Source organism: Labilibaculum sp. DW002 (assembly GCF_029029525.1).
Lineage (GTDB): Bacteria > Bacteroidota > Bacteroidia > Bacteroidales > Marinifilaceae > Paralabilibaculum > Paralabilibaculum antarcticum.
In genome coordinates, this window is sequence record NZ_JAKJSC010000001.1 from 844099 (window position 1) to 866668 (window position 22570).

The 22570-nt window shown below is 35.7% G+C and carries 10 protein-coding genes; 1 reads left to right on the top strand and 9 read right to left on the bottom strand.

The window, feature by feature from the left end; genetic code table 11:
* Positions 1-6 precede the first annotated feature (6 nt).
* The 8 genes from L3049_RS03260 to L3049_RS03295 all read right to left on the bottom strand — a co-directional run bounded on the left by L3049_RS03260 (position 7) and on the right by L3049_RS03295 (position 18057).
* A complete protein-coding gene (locus L3049_RS03260) occupies positions 7-2241 on the bottom strand; it encodes a GH92 family glycosyl hydrolase (RefSeq protein ID WP_275108353.1) in 2235 nt (744 codons plus the stop codon).
* Between the two features lie 185 nt (positions 2242-2426).
* A complete protein-coding gene (locus L3049_RS03265; RefSeq protein ID WP_275108354.1) occupies positions 2427-4442 on the bottom strand; it encodes a glycoside hydrolase family 97 protein in 2016 nt (671 codons plus the stop codon).
* 2 nt (positions 4443-4444) lie between these two features.
* A complete protein-coding gene (locus tag L3049_RS03270) occupies positions 4445-6478 on the bottom strand; it encodes a kojibiose hydrolase (protein ID WP_275108355.1) in 2034 nt (677 codons plus the stop codon).
* 89 nt (positions 6479-6567) lie between these two features.
* Entirely contained in the window at positions 6568-8862 is a 2295-nt protein-coding gene (locus L3049_RS03275; RefSeq protein WP_275108356.1) for a GH92 family glycosyl hydrolase, read from the bottom strand.
* Positions 8863-8875: 13 nt separating this feature from the next.
* Entirely contained in the window at positions 8876-11152 is a 2277-nt protein-coding gene (locus L3049_RS03280) for a GH92 family glycosyl hydrolase (RefSeq protein ID WP_275108357.1), read from the bottom strand.
* Between the two features lie 232 nt (positions 11153-11384).
* On the bottom strand, positions 11385-13247 hold the full coding sequence (locus L3049_RS03285; protein ID WP_275108358.1) for a LamG domain-containing protein: 1863 nt from the start codon (positions 13245-13247) through the stop codon (positions 11385-11387).
* A gap of 65 nt (positions 13248-13312) precedes the next feature.
* Positions 13313-14875: a SusD/RagB family nutrient-binding outer membrane lipoprotein gene (locus L3049_RS03290; RefSeq protein WP_275108359.1), complete on the bottom strand. Its 1563-nt coding sequence runs from the start codon at positions 14873-14875 to the stop codon at positions 13313-13315.
* A gap of 20 nt (positions 14876-14895) precedes the next feature.
* Entirely contained in the window at positions 14896-18057 is a 3162-nt protein-coding gene (locus tag L3049_RS03295; protein ID WP_275108360.1) for a SusC/RagA family TonB-linked outer membrane protein, read from the bottom strand.
* Positions 18058-18491: 434 nt separating this feature from the next.
* Here L3049_RS03295 and L3049_RS03300 point away from each other — a divergent pair, with 434 nt between their 5' ends.
* Positions 18492-21011 carry a hypothetical protein gene (locus L3049_RS03300; RefSeq protein ID WP_275108361.1) on the top strand — a complete coding sequence of 840 codons (2520 nt, stop codon included), beginning with the start codon at positions 18492-18494 and terminating at the stop codon, positions 21009-21011.
* Positions 21012-21139: 128 nt separating this feature from the next.
* Here the strand turns inward: L3049_RS03300 and L3049_RS03305 are convergent, their stop codons facing one another.
* Positions 21140-22567: a glycoside hydrolase family 125 protein gene (locus L3049_RS03305; RefSeq protein WP_275108362.1), complete on the bottom strand. Its 1428-nt coding sequence runs from the start codon at positions 22565-22567 to the stop codon at positions 21140-21142.
* Positions 22568-22570: the final 3 nt, after the last annotated feature.

Genomic DNA, 22570 nt, shown 5'->3' on the forward strand with positions numbered 1-22570 from the left:
ATCTTTTTATTTCTTTAGGGAAATTTCTAGTTTTCCACCTTCGCTAATTGTTTTGTGATTAATGAAATAAGAATTTTGTTTCTTTCCATTGATCATCATTTTATCAATAAACAAATCGTCTTTATTCTTGCGGCGAGTTAGAATTTCGAATGATCTTCCTTTGTGAAATTCAGAATCCAATTCGATTGTAATTTTATCGAAAACAGGACTTGTAATTGCATAATCGGTATCTCCAGGACAAACTGGATAAATGCCCATCATACTGTAAACAATCCAAGCAGATAAAGTTCCACAATCGTCGTTACCAGGAATTCCATCAGCTGCATTTTTATAATAAGTATCGATTAAATTACGAACTTCCTTTTGTGTTCTCCACTCATCACCTTTAAAATAATTAAACAGGTATGGATAGTGAATATCAGGTTCGTTAGCCATATCAAATAGCTTATTATCGAAAACAGATTGTAAGGTATTTATGAAATTTCGCTTCCCTCCCATTAATTTGGTCAAGCCCTTAACATCATGAGGTACACAAAATGTATATTGCCAAGCAGTTCCTTCATGAAATCCCGGACTTGGTTCGAAGTTCTCTCCTTGTTGTGGATTAAAATTCTTTAAAAAGCTACCATCTTCTAATTTCGGACGAATCATATTAAATTCCTTATCGAAATACTCTTTGTAGCGAAGAGATTGACCTAAAAACCTCTTGCAATCATCCTTTTTATCAAGAGCTTTTGCGAATTGAGCCAAATTCCAATCTGCAATATAATACTCCAATGCATGAGAAACTGAATTATCGAATTCCTCTTTTAAAGGCACATAACCTTCTGCCAAATAATGATCGATATCTGGTCGTAATTTATTATTCCTTCCTTCGGTAGTTGCTGATTTATACATTGCTTCGTAAGCAGCATCAACATCAAAATCGGTTAATCCACGCAAGTAAGAATCTACAATTACAGGAATTGCTGGATCGCCTTCCATCACATGAGTTTCCTTGCTATTCAGTTCCCACTTTGGTAACCAAGCACTTTCCTTGTACATATCAACCATAGAACGAACCATATCTAATTGCTCTTGCGGATATAAAAGCGCCATTAAGGGATGAAAATTACGGTAAGTATCCCATAAGGAGAAAACGGTATAACGATCACAGTTATTGGTTTCACGAATTTCAAAAGACTCCATTGCTGGATATTGTCCATTTACATCGTTGATGATATTCGGGTGAATTTGTGTGTGATAAAGTGCTGTGTAAAAGATGGTCTTCTGGTCTTTTGTTCCACCTTCAACTTTCACTCTGCTTAAAACGTCATTCCACTCAACTGAAGCCTGCGACTTTGTCTTCTCAAAATCAAATCCGTTTGATTCAGCATCCAGATTCATTCTCGCATTTTCAATGCTCACATAAGAAACACCTACTTCAACTAATATTTGTTCGTTCTCCTCAGTATCGAAAGTAAAGTATGCACCAATTTCATCTCCATACATTTCTTGAGTGAAATTCTGATAATATTTGATTTGTCCATCGGTATCGCTCCAAGCAGATTCGGCTTTCATTTCTGGCATTTTTTTCCAAACACCTAAGTCTTCCGCCTTTTTACTAAAGCGAGCAACAAAAAACACGGGGCGCTCCGAACCATCGTTGTAACAGAAAGTTCCTGTCATACGTGAACCTTCAATTTCTTGATTGTTCACAATTTTTATTTTAGCTCCTGATTCATTCGTTAAGCCCAAACCAAGATTCAGTAAGATATTTGATTTTCCTTTTGGGAATGTGTAACGGCTAATTCCTGTTCTTTTGGTAGAACTCACTTCAGCTTTCACGCCATATTTTTCCAGATCTGTAGTATAATATCCAGGAATAGAAACTTGATTCTTCATGATGGAACCATATTCCTTATGATCGGCTTTAACTTCTCCAGTTGTTGGCATTAAAATGATAACACCTAAATCGGGACAACCAACGCCACTTAAATTTACATGGGAGAAACCAGTTAGATAGGTATTATCCCATGAGTATGGCGTAGACCACCAACGTGCATCTTTATCCCATGTATTGATATCGGAACCAGAAACATTGAAAGGTGTTACGGATACCATTCCTCGTGGTACAATTGCCCCTGGATTTGTAGTTCCAAAATTTGTAGTTCCAATAAATGGATTCACATATTCGGTAAATTGTGCAAAACAATTCATACCGAAAAAAAGAAAGATTAAAATTCCTGATAAACGTTTCATCAAGTTAGGTTTTGTTGAGTTGTAAATCTAAGTTAGAAATATAATACCGAACGGGATATGGCCAGCCAAGCTTCTTCCCGAACGGTTTCTAATTTCTAATCTGTTATCAAAATAAAGCTTTGGTGATTAAAAGCTGATTAATTTTGAGGTTAATCGGCTCTATCATTCATTAATCCTAGAGAAATTTACATTCCTATTTCTACAATTTCAATGGCCTGTCCTCCGCTTTCAATCATACTTACCTCCAATTTTGTAGTGGAATTAAGCTCTTTTTCAAAGATTTTAATATCCGTTGGGTTGTCTTGAAGAGCAGCTTTTTCTCCATCGGCATATATGGTCGCCTTGTATTTTTTGTTCACTTTCAAGAATGACAAATCCAATGTAATATTTCGTGCATTTTCATCTGTAATTGCACCAACATACCATGAATTTCCTTTTCTTCTCGCTACTGCATATACATCGCCTATTTCAGCAAGAAGCACCTTCGATTCTTCAAAATCAGCAGGCAAATTTTCGAAAAATTTAAATGCTGGTTGATTCTCGTAATTACTCACCAAATCGGATGCCATTTGCAAAGGACTGTACAAACAAACCCATAAAGCCAATTGCTTTGCGAGAGTTGTATTCACTCGACTGTTTCCTTTGTCGTTGCTATTCCATTTGATGTATTCTTTTCTGTTCTTATACAAAATATCGAATGTTCCTGGCGTATAATCGATAGGACCGCCTAAACAACGTGTAAATGGTAATATCAGGTGATGCTCTGGTGGATTTCCTTCACTCCAACCATTCCACTCCATTCCTCGCGCTCCTTCACGAGTCATCATGTTTGGATAAGTGCGACTAATTCCTGTAGCTTTAATTGGTTCATGCGCATCGATCATCAACTCATACTTTGCTGCGGTTTCAACAACTTTTCGATAATGCTGAACCATTTTTTGTCCATGGTGAAAATGACCATTTGGAATTGGACCAGCATAGCCTGTCTTCAAAACTCTAATTCCATTATTGTGTAATTTTGCAAAAGCCTTTTCCATGCACTCTTCGTAAAAAATATAATCGCCACCAGTCTCATGATGTCCAATTAGCTCAATCCCTTTTGCGTTTGCATACTTCACAATTTCATCAAAATCGAAATCTGCATAAGGAGTTGTTTGATCGAATGCTTTTGGTTTTCCCCAGTTTTCCCAACCGGTATTCCAACCTTCTGCTAATACTGCTTCCACCTTGTTTTTTGCAGCGAAATCGATATATTTCTTCATATTCTCGGTAGTCGCACCGTGTATTGGTCCTGGAGTCCATGTTTCAACGCCTAAATGCATTCCCCACCAAATGCCAATATATTTCATTGGCTCTATCCATTTTGTATCTGAAATAACACTTGGTTCATTCAAATTTTGAATTAAATTCGATTCAACTAAGCCCGCTGCATTTTTTGATATTGTAATTGTTCTCCATGGAGAAAGCAATGATCCTTTTGCTTTTACTTTAACACCATTAGGCCAAGGAACTAAATTCGCCTGAAAACCTGTTCCGCCAGTATTTTGCAATGTCATTCCTGCATAATCTGTCAAATTCGCCTCGTGAATACTTACATGATATCCAGATTCTGTCTTCACCGTAATTGGTGTATTTGCATTAACTACTTCATCTATTTTAGTTGTTCGATAAAGCATTTCGTAGCTCTCAAAGTTTGCAGGAATAGACCATGCAGTGCCATTTTCTACAAAATTAAATTCAGTCAATTCATTAATGATATTAATACTATCTAAAGCATTTTGCTTAGGAATTTCGTATCTGAAACCCATTCCATCATTAAAAAGACGTACGTGCAATTTAAATTCCTTATTAGTTCCATTAAGTAAGGAAATAACCAATTCGTTGTAATTGTTATGAATAAATTCATTTGGTCCCCAAACCGGTTCCCAAGTCTCATCCTTCTCATTTTTACTTACTGAAACAATCTTTACTTTATCAGTAAATAATGAGTCTTCTTTTAAAACCAAACCCAGATTGGACTCGCTCATGATTTCATATTCATCAGCTTTTAGCTTGTAATACAATTTTCCTTGCTGGCTAATTTCCAGCTTATAAGTCAATTTCCCATCTGGTGATTGCAATTCAACTGATTTCTGCGAACTGCACGCAACACCAATAAAAATAGCCGTCAGTAATCCAATTATTCTAAAATTCTTATACATACTTATTCAATTACAAAAGTTTTCTTTTCGATTCCAATCCCTTTTATCGTTAATTTCTTCCATTGTTTTGGCAAACATGGATTTTTCTGTTCAATTCCTGAATCCGTAAAGTGCAAGCCTCCAAAACCAAATAACACGGCTTGTAACATTCCTCCAGCGCCTGTTGCGAAATAAGGATTATTACTAAATGCTGATTCTGACAACGCGCCAAATGGAGGTCGTTTGTTAGGCTCATATGCACGTTTAAACAATTCAAAAGCTTTTTCTCTCTCGCCTAATCTTGCATAAAGAACAGCTAGGACTGAGTGAGACATTGCAGGACCTTCGGGTGCCATTTTTTGTTCGTAATATTCTAAATCCTTACGTATTGATTCTGGATCTTCAATTACATTTAATGGATATGCCAAAAGGTTTACATCTGCTTGTTTGATAATTTCACCATCGTATTTTCTATTCTCTTTGGTCACTCCATTCTCAAAGGAATAAAAGCTTAAGCCCTCTGCAAGCTCATCCCATTTTGAATTTGGTTTCACATTTAGCACTTTGGCTGCCTTCACCGCAAATTTCAAAGCCGTTTTTGCAGAACCATTGGTAAATGCATTGTCATCGGCATGATGATAGAATTCATTTGCTCCCACAACGTTATTAATAGAATAGCTCCCATCTGAGTTTTTAATCGCTCTACTTTGCCAATAGTCAGCCACCTCTTTTAATACGGGAAAGCCAATATCTTTCAACCAAACAATATCTCTTGTTATTCGGTAGTAATTCCAAAAAGCAATACCAATATCCGCAGTTATGTGATGCTCAAAAGTACCGGTCAAAGCCCAGGTAGGTGTAGCTTCTTCTCCAGTATCATCAGATTCCCAAGGGAACATTGCTCCCTCGTATCCATAATTTCTAGCCTTTCTTTTAGCAGCATCCAATCTATCAAATCTGTAATTAAGCACAGACTTAGCAATATCCTGATTAAAAGCCAACAAAGGAGGATACATCCACAGTTCCGTATCCCAAAATATATGACCATTGTAGCCTTGAGCAGATAAGCCCATTGGTGCAATGCTTAAGTTTGAATCATCTCTTGAAAAAGAATACAGATGATACAAAGCCAACCGTACATCTCGTTGAGATTCCAAATCACCATCAACTTCAATATCGCCTTTCCAAAGATCTGCCCAGAGTTCTTTATGACGAGCAATTACCGCCTTCTTATTTCCTAGCAATTGAAAAATTACCATTCGTTCCGATTCACTTTTCGGATCAGAAAAATCTTGGGATGTACAAACTGCGCCGGACCATGCAAAACGATAATTCTGTTTGGCTTTTACTGATTTTGAAAAGTTTAATTGAGGATTGAATTTATCATCAAGTTTCGCTTTTAATTCTGGAGACACATCATCAAAAATAAAAGCTGCAGTTGTTGCCAATTGATGTTTTTCGAATGGGCTTTTGGCAATGGTTTGAAGGATAGGCATACGTGCATCTAAATCTTTTAGAACGCGAAAACCTGATTGTACTTTTTTATACTCGCCAGGACAATTTAATTGTCCACCAACCTGAATAATGATATCCTCTTTTAATGCCTTAACCTCAACATCTATCAAACCAGAATATGGCATTCCTCGCAAAGCATATAGCGTAAAAGAAACATCTGCATAATTTTTAAAGCGACATGTTGTAGTAAATGATGCCGATTTCAGGTCCAAAACTTGTTGCCAATTACTGCAATTCTCAATTCCAAGAGTGTCCTGATTAATGATTAACTCTAAATTGGCAAAATTAATCCCCAACAAGACCTTGCTAACTCCAAATTCCGATTCTTTATCGTAAACATTATTTAGAATTATTGTCTTTGTTTTTCCAGGTTCTGCTGATGGTACAATGCCTATTCTCCCATTAGCAACAGAAACACCTGTATAGTTCAAGTTTTCATTTGCAGAAATGTGCCATGGAGAATTTGAAAAGCTTTGGGCTCTGCTACTATTGAAGCACATCAGAATTAATATTATTGCAAGACCTTCTCTTAAATAAACCATAGCTCTTCTTTAATTTCCTATAAAAAAGGCTCACAAACCAAAGTTTGCAAGCCTCTTCCTATATTAATATACTAATATCATATCTCTTGTTATTTACTCATTGAATAAGGAAAACTTTCCTCTGAAGTTCCTCTTTCCTTATTCGGTTCTGCTGACATCTTAAATTCAAGATTTCCCCCGTTCAAGAATTCGTTGTGTTTAATGTAATTTTCACCATAAGTTTTTCCATTCAATTTGATATCATTCACATATACATTTTCACTTGTGTTTCCAGAACTTGTAATCGTGAATGTTTTACCATTTTGCATGGTCAGTGTTACTTTATCAAACAAAGGTGATCCAAACACATACTCGTCGGTTCCAGGACAAACAGGATAGAATCCCATTGAACTAAACACATACCATGCAGAAGTCTGACCATTATCTTCATCACCACAATAGCCATCAGCTTGTGGCGTGTATAACTTGTCCATTACCTCGCGAACTCGCGACTGAGCTTTCCAAGGTTGACCTGCAAAGTTATACAAGTAAATCATGTGTTGGATTGGCTGATTTCCATGTGCATAATTCCCCATATTAGCAATCTGCATTTCACGAATCTCGTGGATGGTAAATCCATAATACGAAGCATCAAATTCAGGAGCCATTTCGAATACACCATCCAAAGTAGAAATGAACTTTTCTTTGCCTCCCATTAAATTAATCAATCCATCAATATCCTGGAAAACAGACCATGTGTAATGCAAGCTATTCCCTTCTGTAAATGCATCACCCCATTTTAATGGATTAAATGGAGATTGGAAATTACCATCCTCATTTTTACCACGCATTAAGCCCGATTCCTTATCAAATACGTTCTTGAAATTTTGTGCTCTTTTAGCAAACAAATCAATCTCCGCTTGCGGACGACCTAACTCCTGAGCTAACTTCCAGATACAGAAATCAGCATAAGCATACTCCAAGGTTCTTGCGGTATTTTCATTTACGCCAACATTGTAAGGTACATATCCCAATTCATTATAATAAGCTGCACCAAAACGGCCAACAGAATTAACTTCTTCGTTGTATCCTTGAGTGTTTTTCAAAATTGCTTCATACAAAGTTTCAATATCATAACCACGAATTCCTTTTAAATAAGAATCAGCAATTAAGGATGCCGAATTCGAGCCAATCATACAACCTCTGTGACCAGGACTTGCCCATTCTGGCAACCATCCACTTTCTTTGTAGGTATTTGCCAATCCTTCCATAATTTGAGCATTCAAATCTGGATACATCAAAGTAAAAAATGGAAAGACTGCCCGGAATGTATCCCAAAAGCCATTATCTGTAAACATATAGCCGGGCAGCACCTTACCATTGTATGGACTGTAATGAATTACTTCATTTTTATCATTAATTTCATAAAACTTGCGTGGGAATAACAATACTCTGTACAAACAAGAATAGAATGTTTTTAATTGATCATCTGTTCCACCTTCAACTTTAATTCTGGCGAATTCAGTTTCCCAAGTCGTTTTTGCATCTTCTTTCAATTGATTAAAATCTTTCGATCCTATTTCACGAGATAAGTTCAATTGAGCTTGCTTTGGACTAACAAATGAAGAAGCAACTTTCACATGAACAGTTTCTCCTTTTTTTGTCTTAAAACCAATAATCGCACCAACATGTTCTCCCGTTTCTCTTTTAGATCCTTCATTTAATTTGTCCCCATTCCAAGTATGAGTCAATTCAAAATCTTTATCGAATTCAGCAACAAAATAGTTATGGAAATTATCAGGAACACCACCACTATTGTTTCTACAATATCCTATAATCTTGCGTTCTTCTGGAAGAATGGTCACTTCTGATCCTTTAAAAAAGCCATCTAAAAGGATATACGAATTATCGTTCTCTGGAAAGGTAAAGCGAAACATAGCTGCACGCTCTGTTGGAGTAACTTCAGCCGTTACGTCATAGTCGGCTAAATAAACGCTATAAACGTATGGCTTTGCTTCTTCAGCCTTGTGAGAGAACCACGATCCTCGTTCCTCTTCTTTATACTTTAAATCACCGGTTACAGCCATCAACGAGAAAGCCGCATAGTCATTAATCCAAGGACTAGGTTGATGTGTTTGCTTGATTCCTCTAATCTTTTTTGCATCATAAGCATAGCACCAGCCATCTCCCATTTTACCCGTTTGAGGGGTCCAAAAATTCATTCCCCAAGGCAAAGCAATTGCAGGATACGTATTTCCATTTGACAACGAATGATCTGAATCTGTTCCCATCAAAGGGTTGGCAAGATCAACATTTGACATACTCGATTCTTGAATACTTTGCTCTCCCGCACAAGCTGATAAAACAGCTACAAACAACAATATAATTAAGTTTGATTTCTTCATTTCTAATATAATACTAGTAAACAATTGATTTAGGTCGATCTTGACTGGCAACACCAAAATTCTTATTTGGTTTATTTCCCATTTCGAATTTTAATGTACCTCCATTAAGGATATCCTTATGAGTGATAAAAGATTTCGTATAATCTACTCCATTCAATTGAACTGATTGGATATAGATATTCTCATCGTTATTATTATTTGCTAAGATTGTAAACTTTTTATCTCCTTCAAGATTAATACTTGCTTCATCGAAAAGAGGACTACCAAAAACATAAGCACCATTACTTGGATTAACTGGGTAAAATCCCATTGAAGACATTACATACCAAGCTGACATTTGGCCACAATCTTCATTACCACACAAACCATCAGTTTGATCAGTATACAATTCATTCATAATGTAACGCACCTTATCGGCAGTTTTGTATTGCTCACCAGCATAAGCATAAAGGTATGTGATATGATGGCTTGGTTCGTTACCATGAGCATATTGTCCAATTAAACCAGAGATATCAGAAGATGCACCTTCTTCTAATTCTGAAGAAATTGAGAATAAACTATCCAATTTTGATACAAATGGTTTTTCACCTCCTAAAAGATCAATTAATCCTTCTGGATCTTGAGGAACCAGCCATAAATATTGCCAAGCATTTCCTTCACAATAATCATTTACTCTATGTTGTGCTGAATAAGGATCAAAAGGTGTTCTCCATGAACCATCCTTCATTTTTCCTTTCATAAATCGATCTTTTGGATCAAAGTATTTGGTATAAGCTTTTGCTCTCTCAGCAAAATATTTCGCATCCTCAGTTTTGCCTAATTTTTCAGCCAACTTGCTAATTCCCCAATCGCTAATTGCATATTCCATTGCACTTGCAACAGACTCATGCATCATATCACAAGGGATATAACCGAACTTTTGCAATTCTTTAACGCCAGGTTCAAAATCGCCCATAGCTGTGGTTTTCACCGCCTCATAAGCTAACTCATGGTCAATTCCAGGAAATCCTTTTAAAATAGCATCTACAACAACAGGAACAGCACTGTAACCTACCATTGTTTCAGTTTCATTTCCACGAAGATGCCACACTGGTAGTTTTCCTTGTTGCTTATAAATTGTCAACATGGAATTGATCATATCAGGAACTCGTTCTGTTTGAGTTAAAGTATACAATGGATGTGCTGTACGATAAGTATCCCATAATGAGAACAAAGTATAATTCGTAAAATCAGCACCTTTGTAAACTTTCTTATCAGTTCCTCTGTAATCCCCATTTACATCATCGAAAATATTTGGAGCAATTAAAGTGTGATAAACAGCAGTGTAAAACACTCGTTTTGCTGCTTCATCTTTTGTTTTAATTTGAATTTTTTCAAGCTCCTTATTCCATTTGGCTTTATTATCTGCTAGAATTTCTTTGAAATTCCAATTTGGCATTTCTGTATTGATATTCAATAAAGCATTCTCCATACTTACAGGAGACATACCAAACTTAAAAAGAACCTCTTCAAATGCTTCCGTTTTAAATTCTAAACATGCCTTAACAGAAGTTCCTTCTGCAGCATCTCCTTGTATTAAATTCTCGCCATTGTAAACAATAATATCTTTGATTGGTTTCGATAAAACCATTGCAAAATACTCACGCTGATCACTAGCCCATCCAGTTGAAAAACGGTAGCCAGCAACAATTGTATCATTTACCTTATGAACAAATGTTTTTGTAGCCGTATCTCCATTTCCCTCTTCTAAATCAATAATTAATTTCGCATCATCTGATTTTGGATAGGTAATTTTATGCAATGCTACTCGTTCAGTAGTAGTCATCTCAATTCCAATATCGTATGTGTCCAAATGTACTTTATAGTACCCAGGCTCAACTTTTTCAGTATTATGATTGTAGTAAGATGCATATCCACTTTCTGGATTTTCCTGTGAACCAGGATTCATTTTTAAATCACCTACTACGGGCATAATTAAAAATTCTCCTAAATCAGTACAACCTGTACCACTCAAATGCAAATGTGAAAATCCTTTTACTATACTATCTGAGTAATGATATGAAGAACACCAGTCCCAACCTTTGTGAAAATTACTTGGTCCGGCTTGAATTGCTCCAAACGGAACGCTTGCTCCAACAAAAACATGTCCATGTCCTCCTGATCCAATTAATGGATCGACAAATTGGATGTAATCATTTCCTCCTTTAGCTTGCTCTTTATTACAGGAAAGTAATGCTGAGCAAAAGAAAAACAAGAGAATTAGTGTTTTAAAAGAAATATGGTTTCGCATTTGGTTTTGGTTCTTTGATTGTTCTAAAGATTGCTATATGTTGTAGCTCAAAGGCTATTTTTATCTTCTAGTTAATACACCTTTTGATAAAAGGCTATAAAACGATCCTTCCTTTTTAGGTGGAAGCAAACCTTATTCTTAACTCTAATTGGAATGTCAGACGAATAGACATTCTTAAAAATCTTATAAAAGGGAGCTGCCTTAAGACAGCTCCCAATATTGTATTTATCAATTAATCTTCAACAACGTTCCATGAGATACCTCTCATATCACCTTGGTAAGTTCCTGTTTCATCAGAGAATTTAACGCCTTTCACTCTATCAAGAGGGAAATAAACATTCAATCCAGCTTCTGTACCATCAATGACAGCATCAAGGTCGGCAGCATCACGAGCAACATCCCATAAACGGAAATCTTTCATGTAACCATCCATTTTACCCCAGCCATTACCAAGCCACATTTCACCCCATCCTGAGTTGTTTGGAGCACCTATGTCTTCTTGAATACCTTTGGCAACTCCATCAACATATAATATAGTTGTTCTAGCAGCGTCATCATGAACAATAGCAACATGTTGCCATTCTCCCGCTTTAATGGATAAAGCTTCTGCTTTTGGTCCTTGCCATCCATTTCCAGCATTCGTAAAGTTCCAAAGGCGACCTGTATTTAATACATTCTCTTCAGTAAGTTCTTCATAACCATAAACCCAGATTCCGTACTCTCCATTATTAAAGAATTCACCTGTACCGTATCCAAAGAAAGACTTAACTTTTACATTAAACTCAACAGTGTAATCTTCTTGAGGAGTATAATTTGGCGTAATTCTTAAACCAACTGCAGAAGGAACATCACGATCAATCAAGATACCATCAGCATCACCTACTAACATTGAATTAATCAAGTCAGTTGCGGCAGCTAATGCATCAGCTTTATCATCTAAACCTGATTGACGAGTCTCATTAATAAGAGCATCATTAGCATCAACAATTAAAGCATCGATATAAGCAATTGTTCCAGCAGGATAATCACCATCCATATCACCTTCAACAACTGTAGCCTTAAAATCAGTAATATCCTGAATTGCAGCAGTTAATTTAGCTTTGTCTAAAACGATTACTGGTGGTTCGCTTATCCACTCTACTTTACCTTTAATCGTTGCAGTGTATTTCCCTGTAACATCTACAAAAGATTCTCCTAAATCTGATCCAAAAGGAAAATAGCATTCTAAACCAGACTCTGTACCTTCGAATGAAGCAGTTCTATTTGCATTAATGGTAGATTCGTCTAATACAGAATTCCACACTCTAAAATCTTTCACCAAAGTATTACAGACACGATCAGTCCATGTTGGGCTGTTACCAATAACAAATGGAGCGTCAGCAGCTACTAAGTGAGTATTATCTACTTCAGCAACTTTTGAACCATTAATAAATAATTCATGATGAGTTCCCGTACTTGTCATGGTTACATCCATCCAATCTCCAGCTATCATAGTTCCTGGGCCAGCTTGATCACCTGAATCTACCCAATTACTATTACCTGTTACGATCTGAATTTTACCATCGCCGAAATATCTAGCTCCAAATCCACTATCTGGTCCCATTTGCTCAGCAGAGAATAAATTATTTGAATACCCTTTAGTATTCAGATCAACGATATAACATTTCAATTCAATTGTCCATTCTCCACCTAATACAGTCTTAATGTTATCAGATATCTGAATATAAGTATCATTTTCTTGCTGAATCCAAGGCATTGCTACTGCAACTGTATTTGCTTTAAAAATGTCAATGTAACGTTGCAATTTAACAGCTGCATCCGAAATATCTTCTTGATTATCTGCTCTGTCGATAGTCCATAAAACCCAATCAACAACTGTTTGCAATTCTGCTTTGGCTCCTGGCTTAAAATCTCCAGCATTTATACCTTCTTCACTGTTTGCAATTAAGCCTTCAGCCTCAGTAACTAGAGCTTCAAGAGAACTAGTCTCAAAAGTCCCACTTTTATCATCATCATCACAAGCTGAGATAGTAAAGACCATCAGAAAAGCAGCCAGATATGACAACATTTTTATATTTAATTTTATTGCTTTCATATAATAAAGTTTAAATGATGTGCATCAACCATAAATGAATCAATGCACATTCATCTGTTTTTTATTTAAAAATTGCTATTCATTAAACCAGAACCATCTTTTGTTTTGGTATCTGCAGTATCCCACCAAAGTCTAATATCCATTTTATCAGAATCTAAAGTGTTTAAAGCAGATGGCATGTTTACCTCATCTTGAAGATGAGCATTATCAGGATAACGTACTCTCTTAACCCAAGTACCTGATGCTACAGATGAACTACCACTTACTCCATCTTTTGGTAGCGTAATGTCTGGATAATCAGTTCTTCTGAAATCAGCCCATCCTTCTACTCCGTTAGGAAAGTTAGCTAACCATTTCTGAGTAATCAATTGCTTTAATTGTGCTTCATTACTTCCAGAAAGATTTGTTAAACCATCTACATAGCTTGTTGCATCACCTCCGTCAACTCCAACATAATCCATTGAAGCTTCTACACCTTCTAAGTATAATGCATTTGCATCACCAGAAACCCAACCTCTTAGAGCTGCCTCAGCCTCCAAAAATTTAACTTCAGAGTAGAACATTACTGGACAATACATTCCATTCTCTCCTCCATCGCCAACAAAATCAACATAACCACCTTCTAGATTGATCGTTGCAAAGTTTTTATCAGCATCTGCAGGAACAAGATTGTATCCATTTTCGATACCTAAATACTTATCAAAACCAGCATCTTCTTTAGTTGTAGGTTCTCCATCAACTTGATAAGCAAACCATTTAGCAGCTCTTGGATCCTCTCCAACAGTAGACTGGTTGTATAGGTAATCTGAGAATGTTTTAGACATTCTAATGTTATTCCAGTTCCAAGCCATTTGGTGCAAATAATCGTACCATCCTTTGCTCCACATAGGAACTTTTGCTACATCAGCATTACTTGTCATTAATCCACCAGGACCATTAACTGCTGCTTGAGCTTCAGCTTGTGCTTTAACTGCATCAACATTAGAAATACGCATTGCCAATCGTAAACGTAAAGAGTTTCCAAATTTACGCCATTGTAATGCATCTCCATTAAAAATTATATCGTAACCATCACCATATGCATACTGAGCAGCATCACCTGTAATGTTTGTAATTGCAGCATCAAGCCTTGCAAATAAATCCGTATAAATCTCTTGTTGAGACGTATAAGGCACAGCTTCACCTGTTCCTGCATCAAAATATGGAATATCTCCATAGGTATCGGTCATTCTTGACCACCAATAAACCATCCAGATATCTTTAATTGCAACTGCATCAACAAATACTGGATCTTCTCCAACCATATCTTGAATCGCAACAGCTTTACGTAACATATCTGCATAATGCTCTCTCCACTGGTTTCCTATCCAACCGTCCACATACTCGTAACGAGGTGAACCAAATCCAGATACAGTGTTTGCCCAATACTGAGAATATAGGTCTGGGTACAAATTAACATTACGTTGGTAATTTGAAAAAGTCCCTTGAATCATTGTGTTGAAGAAAAACTTCGGCTCAACATCAACAACTGCATCCTTTCTGACATTCATGTCATCAAAATCGTCAGAACATCCTGTGCTCATAACGGATAGTCCCAATGCAAGTAGTACTATATATATTTTATTCATAATCTTATCCTTTTTAACTATTAAAAACCAACATTAAGAGAGAACCCATAAGTTCTAGTAGAAGGAACTGGAGAAAAATCAAATGCCTGAGCAGCAAAAGCTGTACTGTAAGCACTTGCATCTGGAGCAGTTCCTGGTGTATCCTTGTAGAAGTATAATAAGTTTCTACCAACAAGTGATACCCTTGCACTCTTAATCGGATTATGAGGTATTTTACTCAATAGAGATTTTGGTAGGTTGTAACCAATAGCTACTTCCTTCAATTTCATGTGTGAAGCATCGTACATGAATTCTTCATCTACTTTTGCCATTTGTCTCCAGTATTCTTCAGCAGAAACAATAACATTATTTGCTCCACCAGCAGCAGTTACACCATCAACAAAGAAAGCCATTCTGTTGTTTTCTGTTGTTCTTTCAGCAGTTCCTGCAGATACAGCTCCACGTTCCGAAGAAGAAAGGATATCTCCACCCTCTTGAATTGAAACTAATGCACTTAAGAATAAACCTTTGTAATCTACACTCAAATTAATAGAACCTGTCCAATCTGGTTGGATATTTCCAATAACATGATCATCACCTTGAGCAACCGTCATTAAACCGTTTTCATCAATAATGATTTCACCATTTTCGCTACGCTCGTATACACTACCTCTAATTACTCCTAACTTTTCACCAGGAATAGCCATTACATTAGAACCAAAATTATACTCAGGAATACCAGGAGCTAATTTCTCCATCATACTCTCGTTTTTCGCAAAATTAAAGTCTAAACCTATCGTTAAATCCTTAGTCTTAACAGGAACAGTTGATAACATCAACTCAATACCTTTGTTGGTAATTAATCCTGCATTAATCAGTAAAGTTTCATATCCAGAACTTATAATACCTGGAGCAGGTAAAATTTGATTCTTTGTCTCTTCGTTATAGTAAGTAAAATCAATACCTACACGATTACCTAAAAATCTTAAGTCAGCACCAACTTCCCAAGAAGTAGAAATCTCAGGCTTAAGATCTTCAATAACTCTTTGTTGTTCTACGATACCTCTTGTTAAGTTAAAGTTACCACTCTCCAATCTAAATGATTGACTTGTATTATATGGAGTTGTAGCCTTTCCAACTTTTGCCCAAGAACCTCTTACTTTAGCGAATGACACCCAATCTGGCAATTCTGTCATTTCAGAAACAATACCACTTAAACTAAGAGATGGGTAAAAATATGAGTTATCGTAATCCGCATCAGCTGCAGTTAATGTTGACGACCAATCATTACGAGCTGTGAAATCTAAAAACAACATGTTTTTATAAGCAACTTGTCCAGAACCGTAAATAGAACGAACTTCACTTTCTAAAGCTGATTCAGAAGCTTTAATATTTGCTCCAGCAGCTAAGAAAAAATCACCTTCTGACGATAAGCGACCAGAATTTGCGCTCAACCCTTTAGATACACGTCTCATGCTGTTTGCACCAAGGTTTACTCCAAGTGTGAAATCTTCATTCAATTCTTTATTGTAAGACAATAAGAATTCGTAGTTTTCTTCCTTAAAGTTTGACTGAGTTGGATTGTAGTTTGGTCTACTTGAATCTACATTATCAGCAAACAAATATCCTTCAACTGAAGTAAAATCATAAAAATCCATTCCATACTTAAATTTTGCCTTTAAGTCAGAAGTAATTTTGATGTTAGCAGCCACATAACCAAAAGTTCTATTCTTTTCGTCATAATTTGTTGTTTGAGCTTGCAAGAAATATGGATTTCTGTAATTAGCATTTGCAGTTGTATAAAGTTTTTCAACATGCTGTCCACTTACGATATCATATCCTGGAGCTAAATCTTGGTTACGAATATTCATTGGCATACTATTAAAGTATGATACGTATGAATAATTTCCAATTTCAGGACGCTCATTACCTTCTGTCTTGAAAAATGAAACTTTAGTATCAACGTTTAACCAATTATTAATATCGTAATCCGCTCTTAAATCAAAAGTTAACTTTTCAACTTCATGCTCGTCATAAATACCTTTCATGATATCCTTACCAACTGAAACACGGTAAGCTCCATCATCATTTCCACCTGTAAAAGCAACATTGTGCTTTTGAGTAGTTCCTGTGCGAGTAAAATCTTCTAGACGGTCTTTTTGCGCTTCATATGGAAGCATCTCACCAGTCCATGATTCTAGCATTTGTCCATTCATTTCAGGACCCCAAGAAGACTTACTACTATTATCATATGCACCATTAGTACCTTGACCATATTTATCTTGAAGATCTAGCATGTATGCAGCCTTAGACATTGTAAATCCACCAGAATACGAAATTCCAAGTCCTTTACCTCTTGTACCTTTTTTAGTTGTAACTAATACGACACCATTACCACCACGTTCTCCATAAAGAGCAGCAGCATTAGGTCCCTTCAATATCGATACGGACTCAATATCCTCAGGGTTCAAGTCAAAAGCACCACCTGCTCGAGATGTTCCACCCCAAATACTACCATCACGGCTATTTCCATTATCAAATGGAACACCATCAACGACCCATAAAGGAGCATTATTTCCACTCAACGAACTGGTACCACGAATTTCAATTCTCGAAGTTCCTCCAACTCCACCACCAGACTGATTGATCTGCACACCTGCAACTTTTCCTGCAAGAGACGAAACCAAATCAGAATTACCAGCTTGTGTTAACTCTTCAGACTTTACGTCCTGAACGGCATAACCAAGAGCTTTTTTATCTCTTTTAATACCCAATGCAGTAACAATTACTTCATCAACCTGCAATGCGTCTGTTGCCATAACCACATTAATTACAGCTTGAGAACCAACTGTAATTTCCTGTGTTAGCATCCCAACAAAACTGAATACTAAAACACTGTTTGCATCTGGAACTGAAATTTCATAATTTCCTTCAATATCAGTTACAGTTCCAATAGTAGTACCTTTAACAACCACTGATACTCCTGGAAGTGACATTCCAGAATCTTCAGTTACTGCTCCAGTTACTACTTGTTGGGTAGCTGAAACAGTTGAATTGTTATCGGTTAAGTTGTCAACGTTTGCATTCGCAGACAATGGCAAAACCATTATTGCAAAAAGCAACGCAAAAATCCCAATCTTACTTCCAGTACCTAATGGGTTAGATAGGCCTGAATGAAGATTTCGTAAATAGCATTTCTTCATAGTTAGAATTATTAATTATACAATGAACAAAAAAAATCGTGTTATTTTTTTCTTTAACCAATATTAGCGCAAACGTATTAATTCACGATTAATATTGAATTAATCGCCTACTCAAAATCATTAATCAACTCCTTAATTCTTCACTTTCAACCCCTTACATTAATATGCTTTTAATTAAGATATTTTAACAAATAGAGAATATTATCTTCTAGACCTCTTCCTACTAATCCTAATTCGAAAACCAAATTCACATAACAATTCCCAAATCCTTGTAATAAATTCTCACAAAGACTTTGTTATTCATTTTAACTAAAACTTCACACGTTTCTCGCAAGGCTTAATCAGTCAATAATCTCAGTCTTTTTAGGCTTTTATCTTTAAAGTCTTGCTATATTTAGATATATTTGAACATTATCAAAGCCCACTATTATATAATGAGATTTTTACTTGTATTATTTGCCCTAACCATATATTCATTTATTCTCCATGCAGATCATGGTGTTTATTTTAAGTCCAATGAAGTTTCGAAGGAAAATCGAACAGGAATAGACATTACTCATAAGAATAACATTTCGTACGTAAACAGTTTTACTCTTAATTTCATGATTTCTTTGCGGAGTACTGAAACTCACTATGGCGAAATATTATCCTTAAAAGAGCAAAATGGAAAAAATCTGATTCAGATTACCTATAATGAACCTGACCTATATGTTATTCTAAACAAAAGAGAAACTAAAATCCATTGTAATTTGGATGATCTAGATCTACTTCGAAACAGATGGATACCACTAGAATTGAAGATCGATTGTGAAAACAATATGATCTATTTTTCATTAGGAGGGCATAAATTTGAAAACGCTATAGAATTTCCTAATTCTTCGAAATTTTCACTCTCATTAGGTGTTGTAAATAAATACGGCTTTTACATTGAAGAAGTACCTTCCATGTCTATTAAGGATTTAGGCATACACGTTAACGGAACTCCTAAACATTTATGGCCTTTTCGCAAAACAAACCAAACTGAAATAAAAGATATCTTATCGAGCAGAACTGCTAAGCTATATAATCCTAGATGGGTAATTGATTATCACAACAAATGGAAAAAAGTAAATACTTTTTCATTTGATAAAATTCCTGCAATTGCATTTGATAAAAAGAATGAAATACTTCAATTTGTTTTTACAAGTGGAGAAATTAAATCATTCGATTTAAGAACAAATACACTAAGTGCGATTAAAGACGTTAAAGGCCTACCAATACTAGAAAAATCACAACAGATAATTTATGGTATTAATTCACAATTAACCACCTATAGCTTTAATGAAAACTCTACAACTAAGTTTTCAAAATCGTCCAATTCATGGGAACAAGATGCTCCTCGAAAAACAGATGACACGCCTAAATTCTGGCATCACAACAAAACAATACATCCAATATCTAAAGAAATAACAACTCTTTTCGGATATGGCTATTACTCTTATTCCAATTTGATTCAATCTTTTGATGAAACAGAAAAGAAATGGAAAACACTTCAATTTTCAGGTGATACTATTGAACCTAGATATCTATCATCCTTTGGAATTGGAAAGCAAGACTCAACTATTGGCTACCTTTTTGGAGGACTTGGAAATCCACTTGGAAAACAAATTCTAGGTAAAGAATTTTACTATGATCTTTATAAAATAGATTTTGCCAAAAAGCATATCAAAAAAATATGGGCTTTAGAGCAGGATGATCAATTTCAATATCTACCTGTTAATTCATTAACATTAACCGAAAAAGATAGCTCATTCTATACTTTAATGTTTCCATGTCAAAAAAGCAGCACTTATCTAAAAGTTGCAAAAGGCTTTCTCAATGATCCAAAGCTTTACTTTATTGGTGATAGTATACCTTACGAATTTGTTGATATTAAATCTTTTGCTGATTTGTATTATTGGGAAAGCGAAAACAAATTAATCGCTCTAACATCAAAAGAAACTGAAGGTGAGAGTTATGAAATTTCTGTTTATACAATTAGTTATGAACCTGGTTCAGCTAACGAAATAAACATGTATAATAACACGCTTCCTTTATCCGTCAAGCTATTTTATGCTTTATTAGCATCTATCCTTTTGTTTCTTATTTTCTTTATTCGACAAAAAATTAAAGCTAAACTCAAAAAGGAGCAAATAATTCAGGAACCTATAAATAGTTTTCAGGAAAAAATACCAACCTATGAGCTACCACAAATTAATGCGATACTTTTATTTGGTGGCTTTCAGGTATTTGGACAAAAAGGCAAAGATATTACTTATCGTTTTAGCCCTACGCTAAAGGAATTATTCCTCCTTATTTTGCTTTATTCAATTGAAGATGGAAAAGGCATTTCATCGAGAAGAATACAAGAATTTTTATGGCCAGACAAACCAGAAGCTAAAGCAAAGAACAATAGAGGTGTAAATATTAAAAAATTAAGGAGTATTCTAGAAGATATCGATGGAATTGAAATTGTATTTGATAACAACTACTGGAAAATAATTCTACAAGACAATGTTTTTTGCGATATCGCTAGCATTCAAGATGAGCTTAAAACTACCGACAAGAATAAAATTCAATTCGAGAAAATAATTCATATCTTAAACAGAGGTACATTACTTAGAGATATTGAACCTGAATGGTTAGATCCATTTAAAGATAAAACAACAGGACTGATTGTTAGCTCATTAGAGGACTGGGTAAGCAAACTAAATCTTGACACCAATATTAGGTTTGCCATTTCGAATGTGATCTTTGAATTTGATCAGATGAATGAAACTGCCTTAAGGGTAAAGTGCAGTCTCCTTTCTAAACAAGGAAAACACAGCTTAGCAATGGAAAGCTATGAACACTACGTTAAAATGTATGTGAAATTATACAATGAGGAATATCAATTTTCATTTAAGGAGATTGTTTCAGAAAATATTACCGCATAAACAAAAAACCCAGGCCACAGCCTGGGTTTCTAATCTAATCTCACCTCTTATGAAAAAATCCGGAAAGGAAAATCATTTAATTTCCCAATCCGGGGTAGCACACTACTACTACAAACTTTAAAGACCAATTAAATTCTTGATAAAATTTCAGGTCTTTCCTTATACAGTTTAAATATTAATTCCCCGAACAGAGTATTTGCCCAAGCAAACCACGATCGAGTGTAATTTTCAGGATTGTTTTTATGAAATGTTTCGTGCATAAAACCAGTATCTGCATGACTCGCAACCAGCATTTTTAAACAGGAAATAATTTCCTCTTCATTATCTGAGGTTAATGCTCTCATTACGATGCTCATAGGCCATATCATATCAATTCCGACATGCGGCCCCCCAATACCTTCGGCATATTTACCTTTAAAAAACCATGGGTTATTTTTACTCAAAATGTACTCTCTAGTGTTTTGATATAAGGAGCTTGAATTACTAATTGCACCCAGATATGGTAAAGAAAGTAAACTCGGAATATTTGCATCATCCATAAACAACTTGTTACCGAAACCATCTACTTCGAATGGAAGAATCTCTCCAAAATGCAAATGATCAGAATTTGCATAAGCCTCAAGTGCTTCCTCCACTTCGGTTGCTAATGAAAGTGCTTCGTTTGCCAATTTACTATTCGATCCAGTATGTGTGAAAATTTCAGCTAACTGCCTTAAGGAAACAACAGCGAAATAATTAGATGGAATTAAAAATGGTAACACCGTTGCATCATCAGATGGTCGGAACGAAGACACAATTAATCCAACTGGATTAATTGGATTTCCATAACCTCCACCAGGTAACGAGTCGTATGTTCTGGTTGTATTTCTCTGAAAGGAATAAGGACCCTGATTTTCTTTTCGTTGTTGCTCCTTAAATGTTTTCACAATTAAACGAGCTGCACCTTGCCAATTTTCATCAAAACAAGAATCATCTTTAGTCGTTTTCCAGTAATGGTAAGCCAAACGAATGGTATAACAAAGTGAATCTATCTCCCACTTTCGTTCATGCAATTCTGGCTTCATTTCAGTTAAATCACTCTCCCAATGACTTCCATCAGCTCCTTTATTAAAAGCATTTGCATAAGGATCAATCAATACACATTTTGTTTGACGATTGATCAATCCTTGAAACAATGCTTGTAATTTTTTGTCTTCCGAAACCAATGGTAAATATGGCCAAACTTGTGCGGTTGAATCTCTCAGCCACATCGCATTAATATCTCCCGTAATTACAAAAGTGTCGGGAGATCCATCCTGCTCCGAATATTGTACTGTCGTATCTAAAGTATTTGGAAAGCAGTTTTCAAACATCCAAGACAATTCTGGATTTGAAATTTCCTTCTTAACCTTCTCAATTGTTTGTTCAACTGCATCACTAACAAACTTCCGCTTAGCTATAGCAGGTCTATTAGAAACATAGGAAATCTCATCTGCATGAGCAATATTACCTGCTCCCAAAAGAGCGATTCCACCAGTAAATAAAATTGAATTTCTCAAAAAGCTTCTTCTTTCCATAAT